Here is a 15,556-nt window from a genome sequence, read left to right as displayed (position 1 = left end):
AGCCGGGAATGCCCGGGAAATTGACTGAATTTGGAAAGGCGCTACCTCTGGGGTCAGCAACTCCTCGGGGAACCCTCCTACCCATGCATATCGTCAAGAGCCTGATCGGCATGGCGCTGATCCTTGCCGTCGCCTTCCTGCTTTCCTCCGATCGCAAGGCGATCCGCCTGCGCGTGGTTGGCGCAGCCTTTGCGCTGCAGGCCGGGTTCGCGGCGCTGGTGCTCTACGTGCCCTGGGGCAATGCGATGTTGCAGGGCGCGGCGCACGGCGTGGAAAGCCTGCTCGGATATGCCCATGCGGGGATCGAATTCCTGTTCGGCCCGCTCGCCTCGCCCGAAATTGGCGGCAAGAGCTTCGCCATTTCGGCACTGCCGGTGATCATCTTCTTCGCCGCGCTGATTTCCGTGCTTTACTACCTCGGGATCATGCAGCTGGTGATCAAGTGGATTGGCGGGGGCCTGGAAAAGATCACCGGGATCACCAAGGTCGAAAGCCTGTCGGCGGCATCGAATATCTTTGTCGGCCAGTCGGAAAGCCCGCTGGTGATCCGGCCTTATCTTGCCGCGCTTACGCCCAGCCAGTTGTTCTGCCTGATGACCGTGGGCATGGCGGGCGTCGCGGGCACGATTCTGGCGGCCTATGCCTCGATGGGCATCCGCATCGATTACCTTGTGGCTGCCGCCTTCATGTCGGCCCCGGGTGGGATCCTGATGGCCAAGATCATCATGCCCGATCCCAAAGGCGAAGTGCTGATCGAGCCCGACGACGTGCCGGTGCAGAGCCTCGACGAGGAACGCCCCGCCAACATCATCATGGCCGCTTCGCAGGGCGCGCAGACCGGCGTGAAGCTGGCCGTTGCGGTTGGCGCGATGGTGCTGGCCTTCGTGGCGCTGGTGGCGCTGGCGAACGGCGTGCTGGGCTGGCTCGGCGGCCTCGCCGGCTATCCCGACCTCTCGTTCCAGATGGTGCTGGGCTATGTCTTCGCACCGGTGTTCCTGCTGCTGGGCGCGCCCGACTGGGCCGAAGCGATGCGCGCGGGCGGCTTTTTCGGCTCGAAAGTGGTGCTGAACGAATTCGTCGCCTTCATCGACCTTGGCGCGGCCAAGGACCTTTCGCCGCAGACCATGGGGATCGTCACTTTCGCGCTGTGCGGCTTTGCCAACTTCAGCTCGATCGCGATCCAGATGGCGGTGACGGGGGGCCTTGCACCCAACCAGCGCCCGGTGATCGCGCGGCTCGGGCTGAAGGCGCTAGCCGCTGGCAGCCTTTCTAACCTGATGAGCGCGGCGCTGGCGGGGCTGTTCCTCTCCCTCGCCTAAGGCGCGGAATTCCGGCATTTAAACCTCCGGAATCGAGCAAAACCAGGTAGTTTCCCGAATACATTTCCGCCCCCGTTTGCCGTCTGGCAGGGGGATGGACATCATCATGCTTGCCGCCGCCACCTTTGCGCTCTGCGCCGAGGGGCCTCGCACCACCTGCGTCGTCGATGGCGATACCTTCTGGCTCAATGGCGAAAAGGTGCGCATTGCCGATATCAACGCGCCCGAAACCCACGGCGCCGGCTGCGCTTCCGAACAGGCACTGGGCGACCGCGCGACCAGGCGGCTGATCGTGCTGCTCAACGCCGGGCCGTTCGAGCTCAAAGTCAGCGGCAGCCGCACCACCGACCGTTATGGTCGCTCCTTGCGCGTGGTCGAGCGCGGCGGGCGGAGCATCGGGACGCAGCTCGTGGATGAAGGCCTGGCCGAACCCTGGCACGGCAGGCGCAGCAACTGGTGCGCGATGCTGGCAAGCCGCGAGTGAGCGCGCTACCGATCCAGCGCGGCGCGATTCGCGCCATGAGAGAGGACAAAACTATGCTGCTGATTGAAGGCTGGCTGAAGCTGGCAACGGGTGAATTCGCAAAACTGGCCGATCAGGCCAAGGTCATGGTCGCCACCACGCTGGCCGAGGATGGCTGCATTCACTATTCCTTCGCGCAGGACATTGCCGATCCAGACCTGATCCGCATTTCCGAACGCTGGCGCGATCAGGCGGCGCTCGGCGCCCATTCGGCCAGCGCCCACATGGCCGAATTCCAGAAGACCATGGCGACCTTGAAGGTCGAAGGGGCGGACCTGCGGCTCTATAACGCCGAGGAAGTCAGCAAGCTGATGTAATGCGAACTGGGAGGATCAGATCCCGGCGTACCACTGGTAGCCGTGGTTATCCTCCCAGAACCCGCCCTTGCCGCCGAAGATCGCGGCAAGGCTCGATACCAGTTCGATCCGCATCACGAACTTGGCCTGCTTGTAGCCCAATTGGCGCTCGACCCGCAGGCGCAGCGGCGCGCCGTGGGCCACGCTGAGCGGCGCATCGTTCATCCGCCAGGCAAGGATCGTCTGGGCGTGGAAGGCGTCGATCAGGTCGATCGATTCGTAATAGGGCGCGCCGCCGATCGTGTCGGCGCAGTGGAACACCGCGAAGCGCGCCTCGGGCAGCAGCCCCGCCTGCGCCAGAATCCTGCCAAGTTGCGGCCCTTGCCACTTGCCGATCGCGCTCCATCCCTCGACGCAGTCGTGCCGGGTGATCTGGGTGCGCTGGGGCATGGCCTGCAAAGCGGAGAGCGGCAGGGAGAGCGGGCGCTGGACCAGCCCGCCGACCGCGAGCCGCCACTGGGCGAAACCGCTGGAAAGGTGACGCTGATAGACCGGATCGGCCACCTTGGTGCTGCCATTGGCGCGGAACACCGGCGACATCTCCGCCTCGGAAAATTCGCGCGCCAGGGCATCGCCCATCAGCAGGCGCTGGGCGCGCTGGTTCAGCCCCTCGGCGCTGCCGAGCGCCGCGCGGAACGGCTCCGACGAATTGAGCCGGTCGCAGCCCGAAAGCAGCAGCCCGCCGGCCCCGGCGGCGGTCATGCCCAGCAGGCGGCGGCGGGTCAGGTCCATCAGCGCTCCTCCCGCTCGCGCGGCAGGCGGTACCAGCCCGTCAGCATCGAGCGCACTTCGTTCACCGGCCCGGCCAGCAGCACCATCGCAATATGGATAAGGAAGAAGGCCACCAGCCCTCCCGCCGCAAGAAAGTGCAGCGAGCGCGCGGATTGCCGTCCGCCGAACAGGTCGAGCAGCACCGGGAATGCGGCATCGAGCGCTGGCGACATGGTCATGCCGGTCAGGATCACCAGCGGCAGCAGCCCTAGCAGCACGGCGCAATAGGCCAATTTCTGCAGGCTGTTATACCGCGCCGCCGCTGCGCCAGTCGGGAATTGCAGGCGGGCATGGCTGGCCACTTCATGCGCAAGATGTGCCGGGGCCAGCTCACCAAGGCGCGGGGCCAGATCGCGGCGCAGATGGCCCGACAGCAGCGACCACAGCCCATAGGCGGCGCTCAGCCCCACCAGCACCCAGGCAAAGCCGAAATGCCACAGCCGCGCATCCGACAGGTTGTAGTCCGAGGGAATCGTGATCCAGCCGGGAAAGGGAATCCCGTCATCGCCCCACAGGTCGAGCCAGGCCGGGTCCGGGTTCGCGCCGTATTCGCCCCAGTAGAGCCGGGGGTGGGCGTTGAAGATCATCAACCCGCTCATCAGCATCACGGCCAGGGTGCCCGCGTTAAGCCAATGCCACAGCCGCGTGGGCCAGCGATGCCGACGCACCAGATCGCCGCCGCGTGGCGGCTGGGGATCGACACTGGCTCCAACGGGATCGCTCATCGGCGCGGCTCCTAAGCAGGGAGCACGATAGGCCGCTATCAGGCGGGCGGCAACAGCACCTCGCGGTGGCGTTGGACGGCATCGGCCAGCCAGTCCTTGCCCGCGCGCACCCGGGCAAGGTTGTGGGTGTCCTTGTGCGTCACCAGCCAGAAGCTGCGCAGGATCCGCCGTTCGGGCAGCAGCGGGACCAGACCCGGATCGCCATCGCCGATAAAGCAGGGCAGCACCCCGATCCCCCCGCCCGCGGTGATCAGGCGGTGCTGGGCATTGATGCTGGAAGAGCGCAGCGTGGCGGTGAGGCCGGGATGGACCTCATCCAGATAGCGCAGCACCGGATCGTAGAGCAGGTCGGGGATGTACCCGACGAGGCGGTGTCCCTGCGCCAGATCGGCGGGCCGCTCGGGCTGGCCCGCTTCGGCGAGATAAGCGGGGCTGGCATAAAGCCGCAGCGCATAGTCCGACAGCTTGCGCGCGATCACCGGCCCGGCCTTGGGGCGCGAGAGGGTTACGGCAATGTCCGCCTCGCGCTTGGACAGCGAGAGGAACCCGCTTGAGGCCACCAGATCAAGCGTCAGGCGTGGGTGTGCTTCGGCAAAGGCGGGAATATGGCGAGGCAGGAAAGCGCTGCCGAAGCCTTCCGAGACGCTGATCCGGAGCGTTCCGGACAGGCCTCCGCCCGCCCCGGCCCCTTCGCCAATCCCGGCGGCCGCAATGGCCATCGCCTCGACCTGGGCGAGCAGCGCCTCGCCCGCCTCGGTCAGCACCTGGCCCTCGCGCGTCTGCTCGAACAGGGTCGCGCCGAGCCGCGCCTCGAGCCGGCGCAGACGCCGACCCATCGTGGTTGCATCGACCTTCATCGCGGCCGCCGCACGCGCCAGCTGGCCCGCGCGGGCGATGGCGAGGAAGGCTTGTAAGTCGCTCCAGTCGTTTGCCTGCATATTTGCAGGTCATAGCCGCAAAATTGCGCCTTGTCTGCATTGCCTTGCAGGTGCAGGGCTGGCTGCAAGAGGACTCGAGAGGATCCATTCCCATGCGCAGTATCGATCACTTCATCGTCGGCGGCACCGCCGGCCTCAACTCCACCCGCAAGGGCGCGGTGATGGACCCCAACAACGGCGGCCAGCAGGCCGAAGTCGTGCTCGGCGGGGCCGATGCGCTGGAACGCGCCGTGGCCGCAGCCCAGGCCGCGCAGCCAGCCTGGGCCGCGATGAACCCGCAGCGCCGCGCCCGCGTGATGTTCGACTTCAAGGCGCTGGTCGAAAAGCACATGGACGAGCTGGCCCACATGCTCTCGTCGGAACACGGCAAGGTGATCGCCGATTCCAAGGGCGACATCCAGCGCGGGCTTGAGGTCGTGGAATTCTGCTGCGGCCTGCCGCACGTGCTGAAGGGTGAATATACCCAGGGCGCCGGTCCCGGCATCGACGTCACCTCGTTCCGCCAGCCGCTTGGCATCGGTGCTGGCATCACCCCGTTCAACTTCCCCGCGATGATCCCGCTGTGGATGGGCGCGGTGGCGACCAGCGTCGGCAATGCCTTCATCCTCAAGCCCAGCGAGCGCGACCCCTCGGTTCCGGTGCGCCTGGCCGAACTGTTCCTCGAAGCGGGCCTACCCGCAGGAATCTTCCAGGTCGTCCACGGCGACAAGGAAATGGTCGACCTGATCCTCGATCACCCGGCGATCAGCGCGGTCAGCTTCGTCGGCTCATCCGACATCGCGCACTATGTCTACAACCGCGGCGTGGCCGCCGGAAAGCGTGTGCAGGCGATGGGCGGGGCCAAGAACCACGGCATCGTCATGCCCGATGCGGACCTTGACCAGGTGGTGAACGACCTCACCGGCGCGGCCTTCGGTTCGGCGGGCGAACGCTGCATGGCGCTGCCGGTGGTGGTGCCGGTGGGCGAAGACACCGCCGAGCGCCTCAAGGCCAAGCTGATCCCTGCGATCGAGGCACTGAAGGTCGGCATCTCGACCGATCCCGACGCGCAGTATGGCCCCGTCGTCACCGCGATGCACAAGGCCAACATCGAACGCTGGATCCAGACCGCGATCGACGAAGGCAGCGAACTGGTGATCGACGGGCGCGGCTATACCATGCAGGGGCATGAGGAAGGCTATTTCCTCGGCCCGACGCTGCTCGACAATGTCACGCCCGAAATGCAGTCCTATCACAACGAGATCTTCGGCCCGGTGCTGCAGATCGTCCGCGCAAAGGACTTTGAAGAGGCGCTGAGCCTGCCGAGCAAGCACCAGTATGGCAATGGCGTGGCGATCTTTACCCGCAACGGCCACGCCGCGCGCGAATTCGCCAGCCGCGTGAATGTCGGCATGGTCGGCATCAACGTGCCGATCCCGGTGCCGGTGGCCTATCACTCGTTCGGCGGGTGGAAGCGTTCGGGCTTTGGCGACACCGACCAGTACGGCATGGACGGCATCGGCTTCTGGACCAAGAAGAAGAAGGTCACAGCCCGCTGGCCCGATGGCGGCGGCGATGGATCAAACGCGTTCGTCATCCCGACGATGGGGTAGGCACATGAAGGCGGCGACCCAAAGACTGCTGGTCTTGCTGACCCTTGCGGTCTGGATCGCCTCCTTGTGCTTTCAAACCCTGACAACCAGCTTTTTCAGTCAGAATGGTGACGCGCCGCTTGGCTGGACACTGCTTGAATGGGGGTGGACCGGGCTTTTGGCGGGTTACCTTGATTGGCTCGCGAATCCGATCCTTCTTGTGGTGCTGATGTGGGTATGGATTGGCGGTCTCCATCGAACCATTGGGCTCGCTATGATCGTTTTTCTGTTTCTGACGGTCATTGCAAACCTGACTCGAAGCGAGATACTCGCCAACGAAGCAGGCAGCACGGAGCCAATCACGCATTGGTACGCTGGATTTTATCTTTGGCTTGTTTCACTGGGTTTGGCAGCCATTCTTGGTGCCGTTCGCTTCAAACAATCCAGCAAATCGATCCTTCCCTCAAGGAACGAGTTCAAGGCGTAGTTTATGATCGACCAGTTCTCTCTCACCGCTGACCAGCTCGCCATCCAGGACATGGCGCGCAAGTTCACCGCCGACCGGATCACGCCCTTCGCCGCCCAGTGGGACGAAGAGCATCACTACCCCGTCGATGTCTGGAAGGCTGCGGGCGAACTGGGCTTTGGCGCGATCTATGTTTCGGAAGAGAGCGGCGGGATCGGGCTTGGCCGGCTCGAAGCCGCGCTGATCATGGAAGCCATGGCTTATGGCTGCCCGGCGACCTCGGCCTACATCTCGATCCACAACATGGCCGCGTGGATGATCGACACCTTCGGCGGGGCGGACCTCAAGGAACGCTACCTGCCCGAGCTGGTCAGCATGGAAAAGATCGCCAGCTATTGCCTGACCGAACCCGGTTCGGGTTCGGATGCCGCGGCGCTCAAGACGACGGCGCGCCTCGACGGCGATCACTACGTGCTCAACGGCACCAAGCAGTTCATTTCGGGCTCGGGCTATAACGACGTCTATGTCGTGATGGTGCGCACCGGCGATCACAAGTCCAAGGGCATCACCTGCCTGGTGGTCGACAAGGACACCCCCGGCCTTTCGTTCGGCGCGCCCGAAAAGAAGCTTGGCTGGAACGCCAGCCCGACCGCGCAGGTGATCTTCGAGGATTGCCGCGTGCCGGTGGCCAACCGCGTCGGCGCGGAAGGCGATGGGTTCCGCTTCGCCATGGCGGGGCTTGATGGCGGCCGGCTCAACATCGGGGCCTGCTCGCTTGGCGGGGCGCAGCGCTGCCTCGATGAAGCGATCGCCTATACCAAGGACCGCCAGCAGTTCGGCCAGCCGGTGGCCGATTTCCAGAACACCCAGTTCATGCTGGCCGACATGGCGACCGATCTCGAAGCCGCGCGCGCGCTGCTGTACCTTGCCGCCTGCAAGGTCTCCGCGAACGCGCCTGACAAGTCGCGCTTTTCGGCCATGGCCAAGCGGCTCGCCACCGACAACGGCAGTAGAATCGTCAACGATGCGCTCCAGCTGTTTGGCGGTTACGGCTATCTGAAGGACTATCCGATCGAGCGCTTCTGGCGCGACCTGCGGGTCCATTCGATCCTCGAAGGGACCAACCAGGTGATGCGGATGATCGTGGGACGGGACCTGCTGCGCCAATGACCGAAGACGTTATCATCCGCCGCGACGGGGCCGCCGGGTTCCTCTCGCTCAATCGCCCCAAGGCGATCCACGCGCTGACTCTGCCGATGGTCCACGCGATGACCGAGGCGCTGCTGGCCTGGCGCGATGATCCGCAGGTGCAGACCGTGATCATCGACCACGCGGTCGATCCGGGCGGCGATCCCAAGCTGTCGCGCGGGTTCTGTTCGGGCGGGGACATCGCCTTCCTGCGCAATTCGGCGCTGAACGACGGCGGCGTTTCAGGCCGCCAGTTTTTCCACGACGAATACCAGCTCAACCACCTGATCTTCACCTATGCCAAGCCGATCGTGGCTTTCATGGACGGGATCACCATGGGCGGCGGGGTCGGCATTTCGCAGCCCGCGCGCTTCCACGTGGCGACCGAGAACACCCGTCTCGCCATGCCGGAAACCGGGATCGGCCTGTTCCCCGATGTGGGCGGCGGCTGGTATCTATCGCGCCTGCCGGGCGGGATTGGCCAGTTCCTCGCGCTGACCGGCGCGCGGCTCGACGGGTCCGAGTGTTTCTGGGCCGGGCTTGCCACGCATTTCCTGCGTTCCGCGAGCTTGGCCGAGGCCAAGGCCCGGCTGATCAGCGGCGAAGAGCCGGGCGCCGTGCTCGCCGCGCTGGCCGACAAGACCGATGAGGCCAGGCTCACCGCCAATTCCGGCGCCATCGCGCGGCATTTCACCCACGATACCTTTGAGGAAATCCTCGCCAGTCTGGCCGCCGATGACAGCGAATGGGCGGCCAAGGAACTGGCGACGCTCCGCACCAAGTCGCCCCAGACCTGCAAGGTTGCGCTGCGGCAGTTGACGGAAAGCCTCGACTGCGTGGACTTTGCCGCGAACATGGTGATGGAATACCGCATCGCCAGCCGCGTCCTGACCCTGCCCGACTTTGCCGAGGGCGTGCGCGCGGTGATCGTCGACAAGACAGGCGATCCCCAGTGGAACCCTGCCACTCCCGAAGGCGTGACCGATGCCCTGCTCGACAGCATCTTCGCGCCGCTGCCTGATAACGAAGAATGGAAACCCCTATGAGCTTCGAAAACATCCTCGTCGAACAGCGGGGCGCCGTCACCCTGATCACGCTCAACCGTCCGCAGGCGCTGAACGCGCTCAACGCGGCCGTGCTGGAAGAGCTCATCACCGCATTCGCCGCGTTCGAAGCCGATCCCGCGCAGCGCTGCGCGGTGCTGACCGGGGCTGGCGAAAAGGCCTTTGCCGCGGGCGCCGATATCAAGGAAATGGCTGAAAAGCCGGCGGCGGAATTCTATGCCCAGGACTTCTTCAGCCGCTGGACCAGCCATGTCGTCAAGACCACCCGCAAGCCGTGGATCGCGGCGGTCAACGGCTTTGCGCTGGGTGGCGGGTGCGAACTCGCGATGATGGCGGACTTCATCATCGCGTCCGAAAACGCCAAGTTCGGCCAGCCGGAGATCAAGCTCGGCGTCGGTCCCGGCATGGGCGGCAGCCAGCGCCTGACCCGCGCGATCGGCAAGGCCAAGGCGATGGAAATGTGCCTGACCGGCCGCATGATGGGCGCCGAAGAGGCCGAACGCAGCGGCCTCGTCGCCCGCATCGTGCCGCTGGCTTCGCTGATCGAGGAGGCGGTCAAGACCGCCACCGAAATCGCCGCGATGCCGCCGCTGGCCGCCATCGCCAACAAGGAAATGGTCAACGCCGCGTTCGAAACCACGCTCGACCAGGGCCTGTTGATGGAACGCCGCATCTTCCAGGTCCTGACCGCGACCGAAGACAAGGCGGAAGGCATGGCCGCCTTCATCGAAAAGCGCCCCGGCGTCTGGACGGGGAAGTAAGCCCATGAAAATCGCTTTCATCGGCCTTGGCAACATGGGCGGCGGGATGGCCGCGAACCTGGTGAAGGCCGGGCATGACGTCCACGCCTTCGACCTTTCGCCCGAAGCGCTCGCCCGCGCGAAGGACAACGGCTGCGCCGCCTACACCTCGGTGCGCGAGGCCGTAGTTGGGGCCGAAGCGGTCGTCTCGATGCTGCCCAACGGCAAGATCGTGGAGAGCGTCTATGGTGCCGACGTGATCGGCCATGCGCCAACCTCGGCCCTGCTGCTCGATTGCTCGACCATCGACGTGGCGACGGCGCGCAAGGTGGCCGAGGCTGCCAGCGCGGCCGGCTATGCCATGGTCGACGCCCCCGTCTCCGGCGGGATCGCGGCAGCCAATGGCGGAACGCTGACCTTCATGGTCGGCGGCACGGACGAAGCCTTTGCCCGCGCCGAGCCGATCCTGTCGGCAATGGGCAAGGCCGTGATCCATGCCGGAGCCTCCGGTGCGGGCCAGGCCGCCAAGATCTGCAACAACATGATCCTGGGCGCGACGATGATCGCCACCTGCGAGGCCTTTGCGCTGGCGGAGAAGCTGGGGCTGGACCTCCAGACCTTCTACGACATCTCCAGCAAGGCTTCGGGCCAGTCGTGGTCGATGACCTCGTACTGCCCGGTCCCCGGCGTCGGCCCGGCCAGCCCGGCGGACAACGGCTATCAGGGCGGCTTTGCCGCGGCGCTGATGCTGAAGGATCTCAAGCTGGCGATGGAAGCGGCCCAAACCGCCGGCGCGCAGGTGCCGATGGGCAGCCGCGCCGAAGAACTCTATGCAGCCTTCAATGCGGCCGGGAACGGCGGCATGGACTTCTCAGGCATCATCAAGACGCTCTAGGCCCTTCGACAAGGCCCTGGCGAGTGGCTAAGGGGGGCGGGTGTCACAGCCTGCCTCCGCCCTCCACCGCGAACATCACCTCGCCCCGTTCATCGCGGTCACCCTCGGCATAGCGCTGTTCAGCGTGATGGACGGGCTGATGAAAAGCGCCTCGCTGGCAGCCGGCGCCTATAGCGCAATGCTGCTGCGCTCCATCTTTGGCACGGCGCTGATGTATCCGGTCTGGAAGTGGCGCGAGGGCACCTGGCCCAGTCGCTCCCTGATGAAACTGCACGCACTGCGCGGCGCGGTGAGCGGGGCGATGGCCACCAGTTTTTTTGCGGGCCTTGTCTACCTGCCAATGGCCGAAGGCATCGCGCTGTCGTTCATCGCCCCGCTGATCGCGCTGTACCTCGCCGCCGTGATGCTGGGCGAGAAGATCGGCGGGCGGGCGATCCTGGCCTCGGTGCTGGGCCTCGCCGGGGTGGCGGTCATTGCCGCGGCCCGGCTGGGCGATGCCGAACTGGGCGACAATGCCGCCTGGGGCATCGGCATGATCCTGTTCTCGGCCGTGCTCTATGCCTGGAACCTGATCCTGCAGCGGCGCCAGGCGCTGCTGGCAGGCCCCGCGGAAGTGGCCTTCTTCCAGACCGTGTTCGTCGCGCTGTTCCTCGGGCTGGCCGCGCCATGGCTGGCCGTGATGCCGCCGCCCGCCGCCCTGCGCGACATCTTTGCCGGGGCCGTGCTGGCGATGCTTTCGCTGATGGTGATCTCGTGGGGCTATGGCCGGGCCGAGGCCCAGGCCCTGCTGCCGATCGAATATACCGCCTTCATCTGGGCGGCGATAATGGGCTGGCTGATGTTCGGCGAGGCGCTGACCCTGCCCACGGTGATCGGCGTGGCGCTGATCGTGATCGGCTGCTGGATCGCCGCACCGCGGAAAAGCCACATCGAACAGACTGCACTTTAGTCGAATCCGGCCTCAATCCAGCCCCGCCCCCTTGACGTAAAGGGGATTCGCGCGCATCGGCGGCGCCGACAACTTGCCCTGCTGCACTCGCGAAAAGGGCGCGCGGGGCAGGGTTTCTAAACTCAGGAGATCAGCAGGGATGACCCAGGTCGGACAGGACTCGCTCGGCACGCGCAGCACGCTTACCGTCGGCGGCAAGGATTACGCGTACTACTCGCTCAAGAAGGCCGCGGCCAAGCTGGGCGACATCAGCCGCCTGCCCTTCAGCATGAAGGTCCTGCTCGAAAACCTGCTCCGCTTCGAAGACGGCGGCTTCACCGTTTCGACCGCCGACGCCCAGGCGCTGGTCGACTGGCAGAAGAACCCCACCGAATCGACCAACGAAATCCAGTATCGCCCCGCGCGCGTGCTGCTGCAGGACTTCACCGGCGTGCCCTGCGTCGTCGATCTTGCCGCGATGCGCGATGCCATCGCCAAGCTTGGCGGCGACACCAGCAAGATCAACCCGCTGGTTCCCGTGAACCTCGTGATCGACCACTCGGTGATGGTCGACGAATTCGGCCACCCCAAGGCCTTCGAGGAAAACGTCGAGATCGAATACCACCGCAACATGGAACGCTATGACTTCCTCAAGTGGGGTTCCAAGTCGCTCAACAACTTCTACGCCGTGCCCCCAGGCACCGGCATCTGCCACCAGGTGAACCTCGAAAACATCGCCCAGGCGGTGTGGACCTCGCAGGACCAGAGCGGCGCGACCGTGGCCTATCCCGACACCTGCGTCGGCACCGACAGCCACACCACGATGATCAACGGCCTGGGCGTGCTGGGCTGGGGCGTCGGCGGGATCGAAGCCGAAGCCGCGATGCTTGGCCAGCCGGTCTCGATGCTGATCCCCGAAGTCGTCGGCTTCAAGCTGACCGGCGCCCTGCGCGAAGGCGTGACCGCGACCGACCTGGTGCTGACCTGCACCAACATGCTGCGCAAGCACGGCGTGGTGGGCCGCTTCGTCGAATACTTCGGCCCGGGCCTTGCCTCGCTCAGCCTTGCCGACCGCGCGACGCTAGCCAACATGGCCCCCGAATACGGCGCGACCTGCGGCTTCTTCGGGATCGACGACAAGACGCTCGACTATATGCGCCTGACCGGCCGCGACGAAGCCACCCTGGCTCTCGTCGAAGCCTATGCCAAGGAACAGGGCTTCTGGATCGATCCGACCGCGCCCGACGCCGTGTTCTCCTCGACCCTCGAACTCGACATGGGCACCGTGGTGCCTTCGCTCGCGGGTCCGAAGCGTCCGCAGGATCGCGTCAACCTTGAAGACGTCGACGATGTCTTCGCCAAGGACATGGCCGAAACCTACAAGAAGGCGAACACCCGCGTTCCGGTTGAAGGCAAGGACTTCGACATCGGCGACGGCGACGTGATGATCGCGGCGATCACCAGCTGCACCAACACCTCGAACCCGGGCGTGCTGGTTGCCGCTGGCCTCGTCGCCAAGAAGGCCGACGAGCTGGGCCTCAAGCCCAAGCCGTGGGTCAAGACCTCGCTGGCCCCGGGCTCGCAGGTCGTCACCGACTACCTCGAAAAGGCCGGCCTCCAGCCGCACCTCGACAATGTCGGCTTCAACCTGGTCGGCTATGGCTGCACCACCTGCATCGGCAACTCGGGTCCGCTCGCCGAACCGATCTCGAAGGCGATCAACGAAAACGGCCTCGTCGCCGCGGCCGTGATCTCGGGCAACCGCAACTTCGAAGGCCGCGTTTCGCCCGACGTGCGCGCCAACTTCCTGGCCTCGCCCCCGCTGGTCGTCGCCTATGCGCTCAAGGGCACCGTGATCGACGACTTCGTCACCACCCCCATCGGCAAGGGCAAGGATGGCCAGGACGTGTTCCTCAAGGACATCTGGCCGACCAACCAGGAAGTCGCCTCGACCATGGCCTCGTGCATGGACCGCGCGATGTTCCAGGCCCGCTATGCCGACGTCTACAAGGGAGACAAGCACTGGCAGGCGATCAACGTCACCGGTAGCGAAACCTATTCGTGGCGCGCCGGGTCGACCTATGTCGCCAACCCGCCTTACTTCGAAGGCATGACCATGCAGCCGGCCCCGGTGCAGGACATCGTCGAAGCCAAGCCGCTGCTGATCCTGGGCGATTCGATCACCACCGACCACATCAGCCCGGCCGGCAACATCAAGGCTGACAGCCCGGCTGGCCAGTGGCTGATGGAGCACCAGGTCGCCAAGGCGGACTTCAACTCCTACGGCGCGCGCCGCGGCCACCACGAAGTGATGATGCGCGGCACCTTTGCCAACATCCGCATCAAAAACGAAATGGTCCCCGGCGTCGAAGGCGGCATGAGCCGCTACAACGGCGAAGTCATGCCGGTCTATGACGCGGCGATGAAGCACAAGGCCGATGGCACCCCGATGGTCGTCGTCGCGGGCAAGGAATACGGCACCGGCTCGTCGCGCGACTGGGCGGCCAAGGGCACCAACCTGCTCGGCGTGCGCGCCGTGATCGTCGAAAGCTTCGAGCGCATCCACCGCTCGAACCTGGTCGGCATGGGCGTGCTGCCGCTGCAGTTCAAGGATGGCGACACCCGCCAGAGCCTGGGCCTCGATGGCGATTGCACTTTCACCATCACCGGCGTTGCGAACCTGACCCCGCGTCAGGACGTGACCGTGGAAGTGACCCGCAAGGACGGCTCGAAGTTCAGCTTCACCGCGCTGTGCCGCATCGATACCGCCAACGAGGTCGAATACTTCATGAACGGCGGCATCCTGCAGTACGTGCTGCGCAAGCTGGCCGCCTGATCGGCCAGCGGAGGGGGCGGGCCGCGGTCCGCCCCGATCCGCCCGGCACAGGCGCAAGACAAGACAGGCCCGGAAAACCCACGGTGGTTTTCCGGGCCTGTCTCGTTTTCAGCGCCGGATCGGGAACCGGCGCTGCCCCTGAACTGATCAGTCTTGCGCTGCCACCTTCTTGCGGCGGCGGCTGAAGGTGGCGGCGGCAGCTGCGCCGAACAGCAGCAGCATCGGCGGGGCGGGAACTTCGGTACCGCTGGTGGTGCCGCTGGTGGTGCCGCTCGTCGTCCCGCTGGTGGTGCCCGAACTGGTCGAGGTCGACGACGAGGTCGACGAGGAGCCGCTGCTCGAAGTGCTCGACGAAGTGGACGAGGTGATGTTGCCCGAGGTCGACGAGGAGGTCGACGTCGACGAAGACACGTTGCCCGAAGTCGAGGACGACGACGAGGTCGACGAAGAGGTCGAGGACGAGACGTTACCCGAGGTCGACGACGAAGACGAGCTGTAGTTGCCCGACGAGGTCGAGACGTTGCCCGAGCTGGTCGAAGTCGACGAGCTGGAACTGACCGCGCCGCTCGAGGTCGAGACACCGCCAGTGGAGGTCGAAACGCCGCCGGTCGAAGTCGAAACGCCGCCGGTCGAAGTGGTCGAGCTCGACGAGATCCCGCCGGTCGTGGTCGTGCTGGTCAGGCCGCCGGTCGACGACGATGTCGAGCCGCCCGAAGTCGAAGTCGAACCGCCGGAGGTCGAGCTGGAAGTCGAACCGGTGCTGGTCGAGGTGATCACGACGCTGCCGCTGGATCCGCCCGAGCTGCCGCCGAAGAAGCCGCCAAAGAAGCCGCCGCCAAAGCCGAAGCCGCCCGAACCGCCGATCACGACCGTGCCGCTGCTGCTGCCGCTTTCGGGCATCGGTTGGGGCGGAAGCGGCGGCGCGTAGGCCGGCATCACGGCGAACTGCGGCTGGGCCGGCTGCTCGCAAGTATAGGTCTTGGTCACGACGCGGCGGATGCGCTTCACCTTGCGCGGCTTGGCCGCAACGACGCGCTTGGCCTTGTGCGGCTTGGCCGCCGGCTTGGCATGCTTGACGTAGGTGACCTGCTTGGCCGGGGTCTCGGCCACGTGAACCGCGCCGCCGCCAATCACAGCACCGCCCGCAGCGAAGGCTGCAAGTTTCGTGAGGGCCATCCGAACCGACATAGCTTTGCTCTCTGTTGTTCCCTGGGGGAAATCGCGCGCAACTGCTGC

The 15,556-nt window shown here is 65.6% G+C and carries 14 protein-coding genes and 1 pseudogene; 11 read left to right on the top strand and 4 right to left on the bottom strand.

The genetic code is table 11. From position 1 onward, the window contains the following. Nucleotides 1-83: 83 nt before the first annotated feature. The 3 genes from ACE3SN_RS01580 (at nucleotide 84) to ACE3SN_RS01570 (ending at nucleotide 2,159) form a co-directional block, all read left to right on the top strand. Nucleotides 84-1,319 (top strand): NupC/NupG family nucleoside CNT transporter, encoded by a 1,236-nt coding sequence (locus ACE3SN_RS01580; protein WP_374526984.1) that lies wholly within the window; start codon nucleotides 84-86, stop codon nucleotides 1,317-1,319. 94 nt (nucleotides 1,320-1,413) lie between these two features. After that, complete coding sequence (locus tag ACE3SN_RS01575) at nucleotides 1,414-1,803, top strand: thermonuclease family protein (RefSeq protein WP_374526983.1); 390 nt, start codon at nucleotides 1,414-1,416, stop codon at nucleotides 1,801-1,803. Nucleotides 1,804-1,856: 53 nt separating this feature from the next. Next, entirely contained in the window at nucleotides 1,857-2,159 is a 303-nt protein-coding gene (locus ACE3SN_RS01570) for a putative quinol monooxygenase (RefSeq protein WP_374526982.1), read from the top strand. Nucleotides 2,160-2,174: 15 nt separating this feature from the next. Here the strand turns inward: ACE3SN_RS01570 and ACE3SN_RS01565 are convergent, their stop codons facing one another. From ACE3SN_RS01565 to ACE3SN_RS01555, 3 genes are read right to left on the bottom strand one after another with little or no spacing between them, the layout of a single operon-like run. Then, complete coding sequence (locus ACE3SN_RS01565) at nucleotides 2,175-2,930, bottom strand: molybdopterin-dependent oxidoreductase (protein WP_374526981.1); 756 nt, start codon at nucleotides 2,928-2,930, stop codon at nucleotides 2,175-2,177. Further along, entirely contained in the window at nucleotides 2,930-3,694 is a 765-nt protein-coding gene (locus ACE3SN_RS01560; protein WP_374526980.1) for a cytochrome b/b6 domain-containing protein, read from the bottom strand. Before ACE3SN_RS01560 ends, ACE3SN_RS01565 begins: the two co-directional genes overlap by 1 nt. Nucleotides 3,695-3,732: 38 nt before the next feature. Then, complete coding sequence (locus ACE3SN_RS01555) at nucleotides 3,733-4,632, bottom strand: LysR substrate-binding domain-containing protein (protein ID WP_374526979.1); 900 nt, start codon at nucleotides 4,630-4,632, stop codon at nucleotides 3,733-3,735. Nucleotides 4,633-4,724: 92 nt separating this feature from the next. Here ACE3SN_RS01555 and ACE3SN_RS01550 point away from each other — a divergent pair, with 92 nt between their 5' ends. From ACE3SN_RS01550 to acnA, 8 genes and pseudogenes are all read left to right on the top strand, one after another. Beyond that, nucleotides 4,725-6,224: a CoA-acylating methylmalonate-semialdehyde dehydrogenase gene (locus ACE3SN_RS01550; protein ID WP_374526978.1), complete on the top strand. Its 1,500-nt coding sequence runs from the start codon at nucleotides 4,725-4,727 to the stop codon at nucleotides 6,222-6,224. A 4-nt stretch (nucleotides 6,225-6,228) separates the two neighbouring features. After that, the gene (locus ACE3SN_RS01545; protein ID WP_374526977.1) at nucleotides 6,229-6,690 is read left to right on the top strand and encodes a hypothetical protein; all 462 of its coding nucleotides are present in this window, start codon (nucleotides 6,229-6,231) and stop codon (nucleotides 6,688-6,690) included. A gap of 3 nt (nucleotides 6,691-6,693) precedes the next feature. Beyond that, nucleotides 6,694-7,839: an acyl-CoA dehydrogenase family protein gene (locus tag ACE3SN_RS01540; protein ID WP_374526976.1), complete on the top strand. Its 1,146-nt coding sequence runs from the start codon at nucleotides 6,694-6,696 to the stop codon at nucleotides 7,837-7,839. Beyond that, the gene (locus tag ACE3SN_RS01535) at nucleotides 7,836-8,903 is read left to right on the top strand and encodes an enoyl-CoA hydratase/isomerase family protein (protein ID WP_374526975.1); all 1,068 of its coding nucleotides are present in this window, start codon (nucleotides 7,836-7,838) and stop codon (nucleotides 8,901-8,903) included. The genes ACE3SN_RS01540 and ACE3SN_RS01535 overlap by 4 nt, the downstream gene beginning before the upstream one ends. Beyond that, complete coding sequence (locus ACE3SN_RS01530) at nucleotides 8,900-9,682, top strand: enoyl-CoA hydratase-related protein (protein WP_374526974.1); 783 nt, start codon at nucleotides 8,900-8,902, stop codon at nucleotides 9,680-9,682. Before ACE3SN_RS01535 ends, ACE3SN_RS01530 begins: the two co-directional genes overlap by 4 nt. Beyond that, nucleotides 9,681-10,556: pseudogene (gene mmsB / locus ACE3SN_RS01525) on the top strand (3-hydroxyisobutyrate dehydrogenase); the annotation flags it as partial. The gene ACE3SN_RS01530 and the pseudogene mmsB, both read left to right, overlap by 2 nt. A 40-nt stretch (nucleotides 10,557-10,596) precedes the next feature. After that, nucleotides 10,597-11,505, top strand: coding sequence for a DMT family transporter (locus tag ACE3SN_RS01520; protein ID WP_374526973.1), 909 nt, complete (start codon nucleotides 10,597-10,599; stop codon nucleotides 11,503-11,505). 139 nt (nucleotides 11,506-11,644) lie between these two features. After that, nucleotides 11,645-14,320, top strand: coding sequence for an aconitate hydratase AcnA (gene acnA, locus ACE3SN_RS01515; RefSeq protein WP_374526972.1), 2,676 nt, complete (start codon nucleotides 11,645-11,647; stop codon nucleotides 14,318-14,320). 147 nt (nucleotides 14,321-14,467) lie between these two features. Here the strand turns inward: acnA and ACE3SN_RS01510 are convergent, their stop codons facing one another. Next, entirely contained in the window at nucleotides 14,468-15,430 is a 963-nt protein-coding gene (locus ACE3SN_RS01510) for a PEP-CTERM sorting domain-containing protein (protein WP_374526971.1), read from the bottom strand. Nucleotides 15,431-15,556: the final 126 nt, after the last annotated feature.

The sequence above is a fragment of the Novosphingobium sp. genome (assembly GCF_041915465.1).
Lineage (GTDB): Bacteria > Pseudomonadota > Alphaproteobacteria > Sphingomonadales > Sphingomonadaceae > Novosphingobium.
This window is presented reverse-complemented; position numbering and strand designations above follow the sequence as displayed.

What these genes read in the sequence shown, in the direction of transcription:
- ACE3SN_RS01580 (WP_374526984.1), top strand. Translation starts at nt 84, where the DNA reads ATGCATATCGTCAAGAGCCTGATCGGCATGGCGCTGATCCTTGCCGTC.
- ACE3SN_RS01575 (WP_374526983.1), top strand. Translation starts at nt 1,414, where the DNA reads ATGGACATCATCATGCTTGCCGCCGCCACCTTTGCGCTCTGCGCCGAG.
- ACE3SN_RS01570 (WP_374526982.1), top strand. Translation starts at nt 1,857, where the DNA reads ATGCTGCTGATTGAAGGCTGGCTGAAGCTGGCAACGGGTGAATTCGCA.
- ACE3SN_RS01565 (WP_374526981.1), bottom strand. Translation starts at nt 2,930, where the DNA reads ATGGACCTGACCCGCCGCCGCCTGCTGGGCATGACCGCCGCCGGGGCC.
- ACE3SN_RS01560 (WP_374526980.1), bottom strand. Translation starts at nt 3,694, where the DNA reads ATGAGCGATCCCGTTGGAGCCAGTGTCGATCCCCAGCCGCCACGCGGC.
- ACE3SN_RS01555 (WP_374526979.1), bottom strand. Translation starts at nt 4,632, where the DNA reads ATGCAGGCAAACGACTGGAGCGACTTACAAGCCTTCCTCGCCATCGCC.
- ACE3SN_RS01550 (WP_374526978.1), top strand. Translation starts at nt 4,725, where the DNA reads ATGCGCAGTATCGATCACTTCATCGTCGGCGGCACCGCCGGCCTCAAC.
- ACE3SN_RS01545 (WP_374526977.1), top strand. Translation starts at nt 6,229, where the DNA reads ATGAAGGCGGCGACCCAAAGACTGCTGGTCTTGCTGACCCTTGCGGTC.
- ACE3SN_RS01540 (WP_374526976.1), top strand. Translation starts at nt 6,694, where the DNA reads ATGATCGACCAGTTCTCTCTCACCGCTGACCAGCTCGCCATCCAGGAC.
- ACE3SN_RS01535 (WP_374526975.1), top strand. Translation starts at nt 7,836, where the DNA reads ATGACCGAAGACGTTATCATCCGCCGCGACGGGGCCGCCGGGTTCCTC.
- ACE3SN_RS01530 (WP_374526974.1), top strand. Translation starts at nt 8,900, where the DNA reads ATGAGCTTCGAAAACATCCTCGTCGAACAGCGGGGCGCCGTCACCCTG.
- acnA (WP_374526972.1), top strand. Translation starts at nt 11,645, where the DNA reads ATGACCCAGGTCGGACAGGACTCGCTCGGCACGCGCAGCACGCTTACC.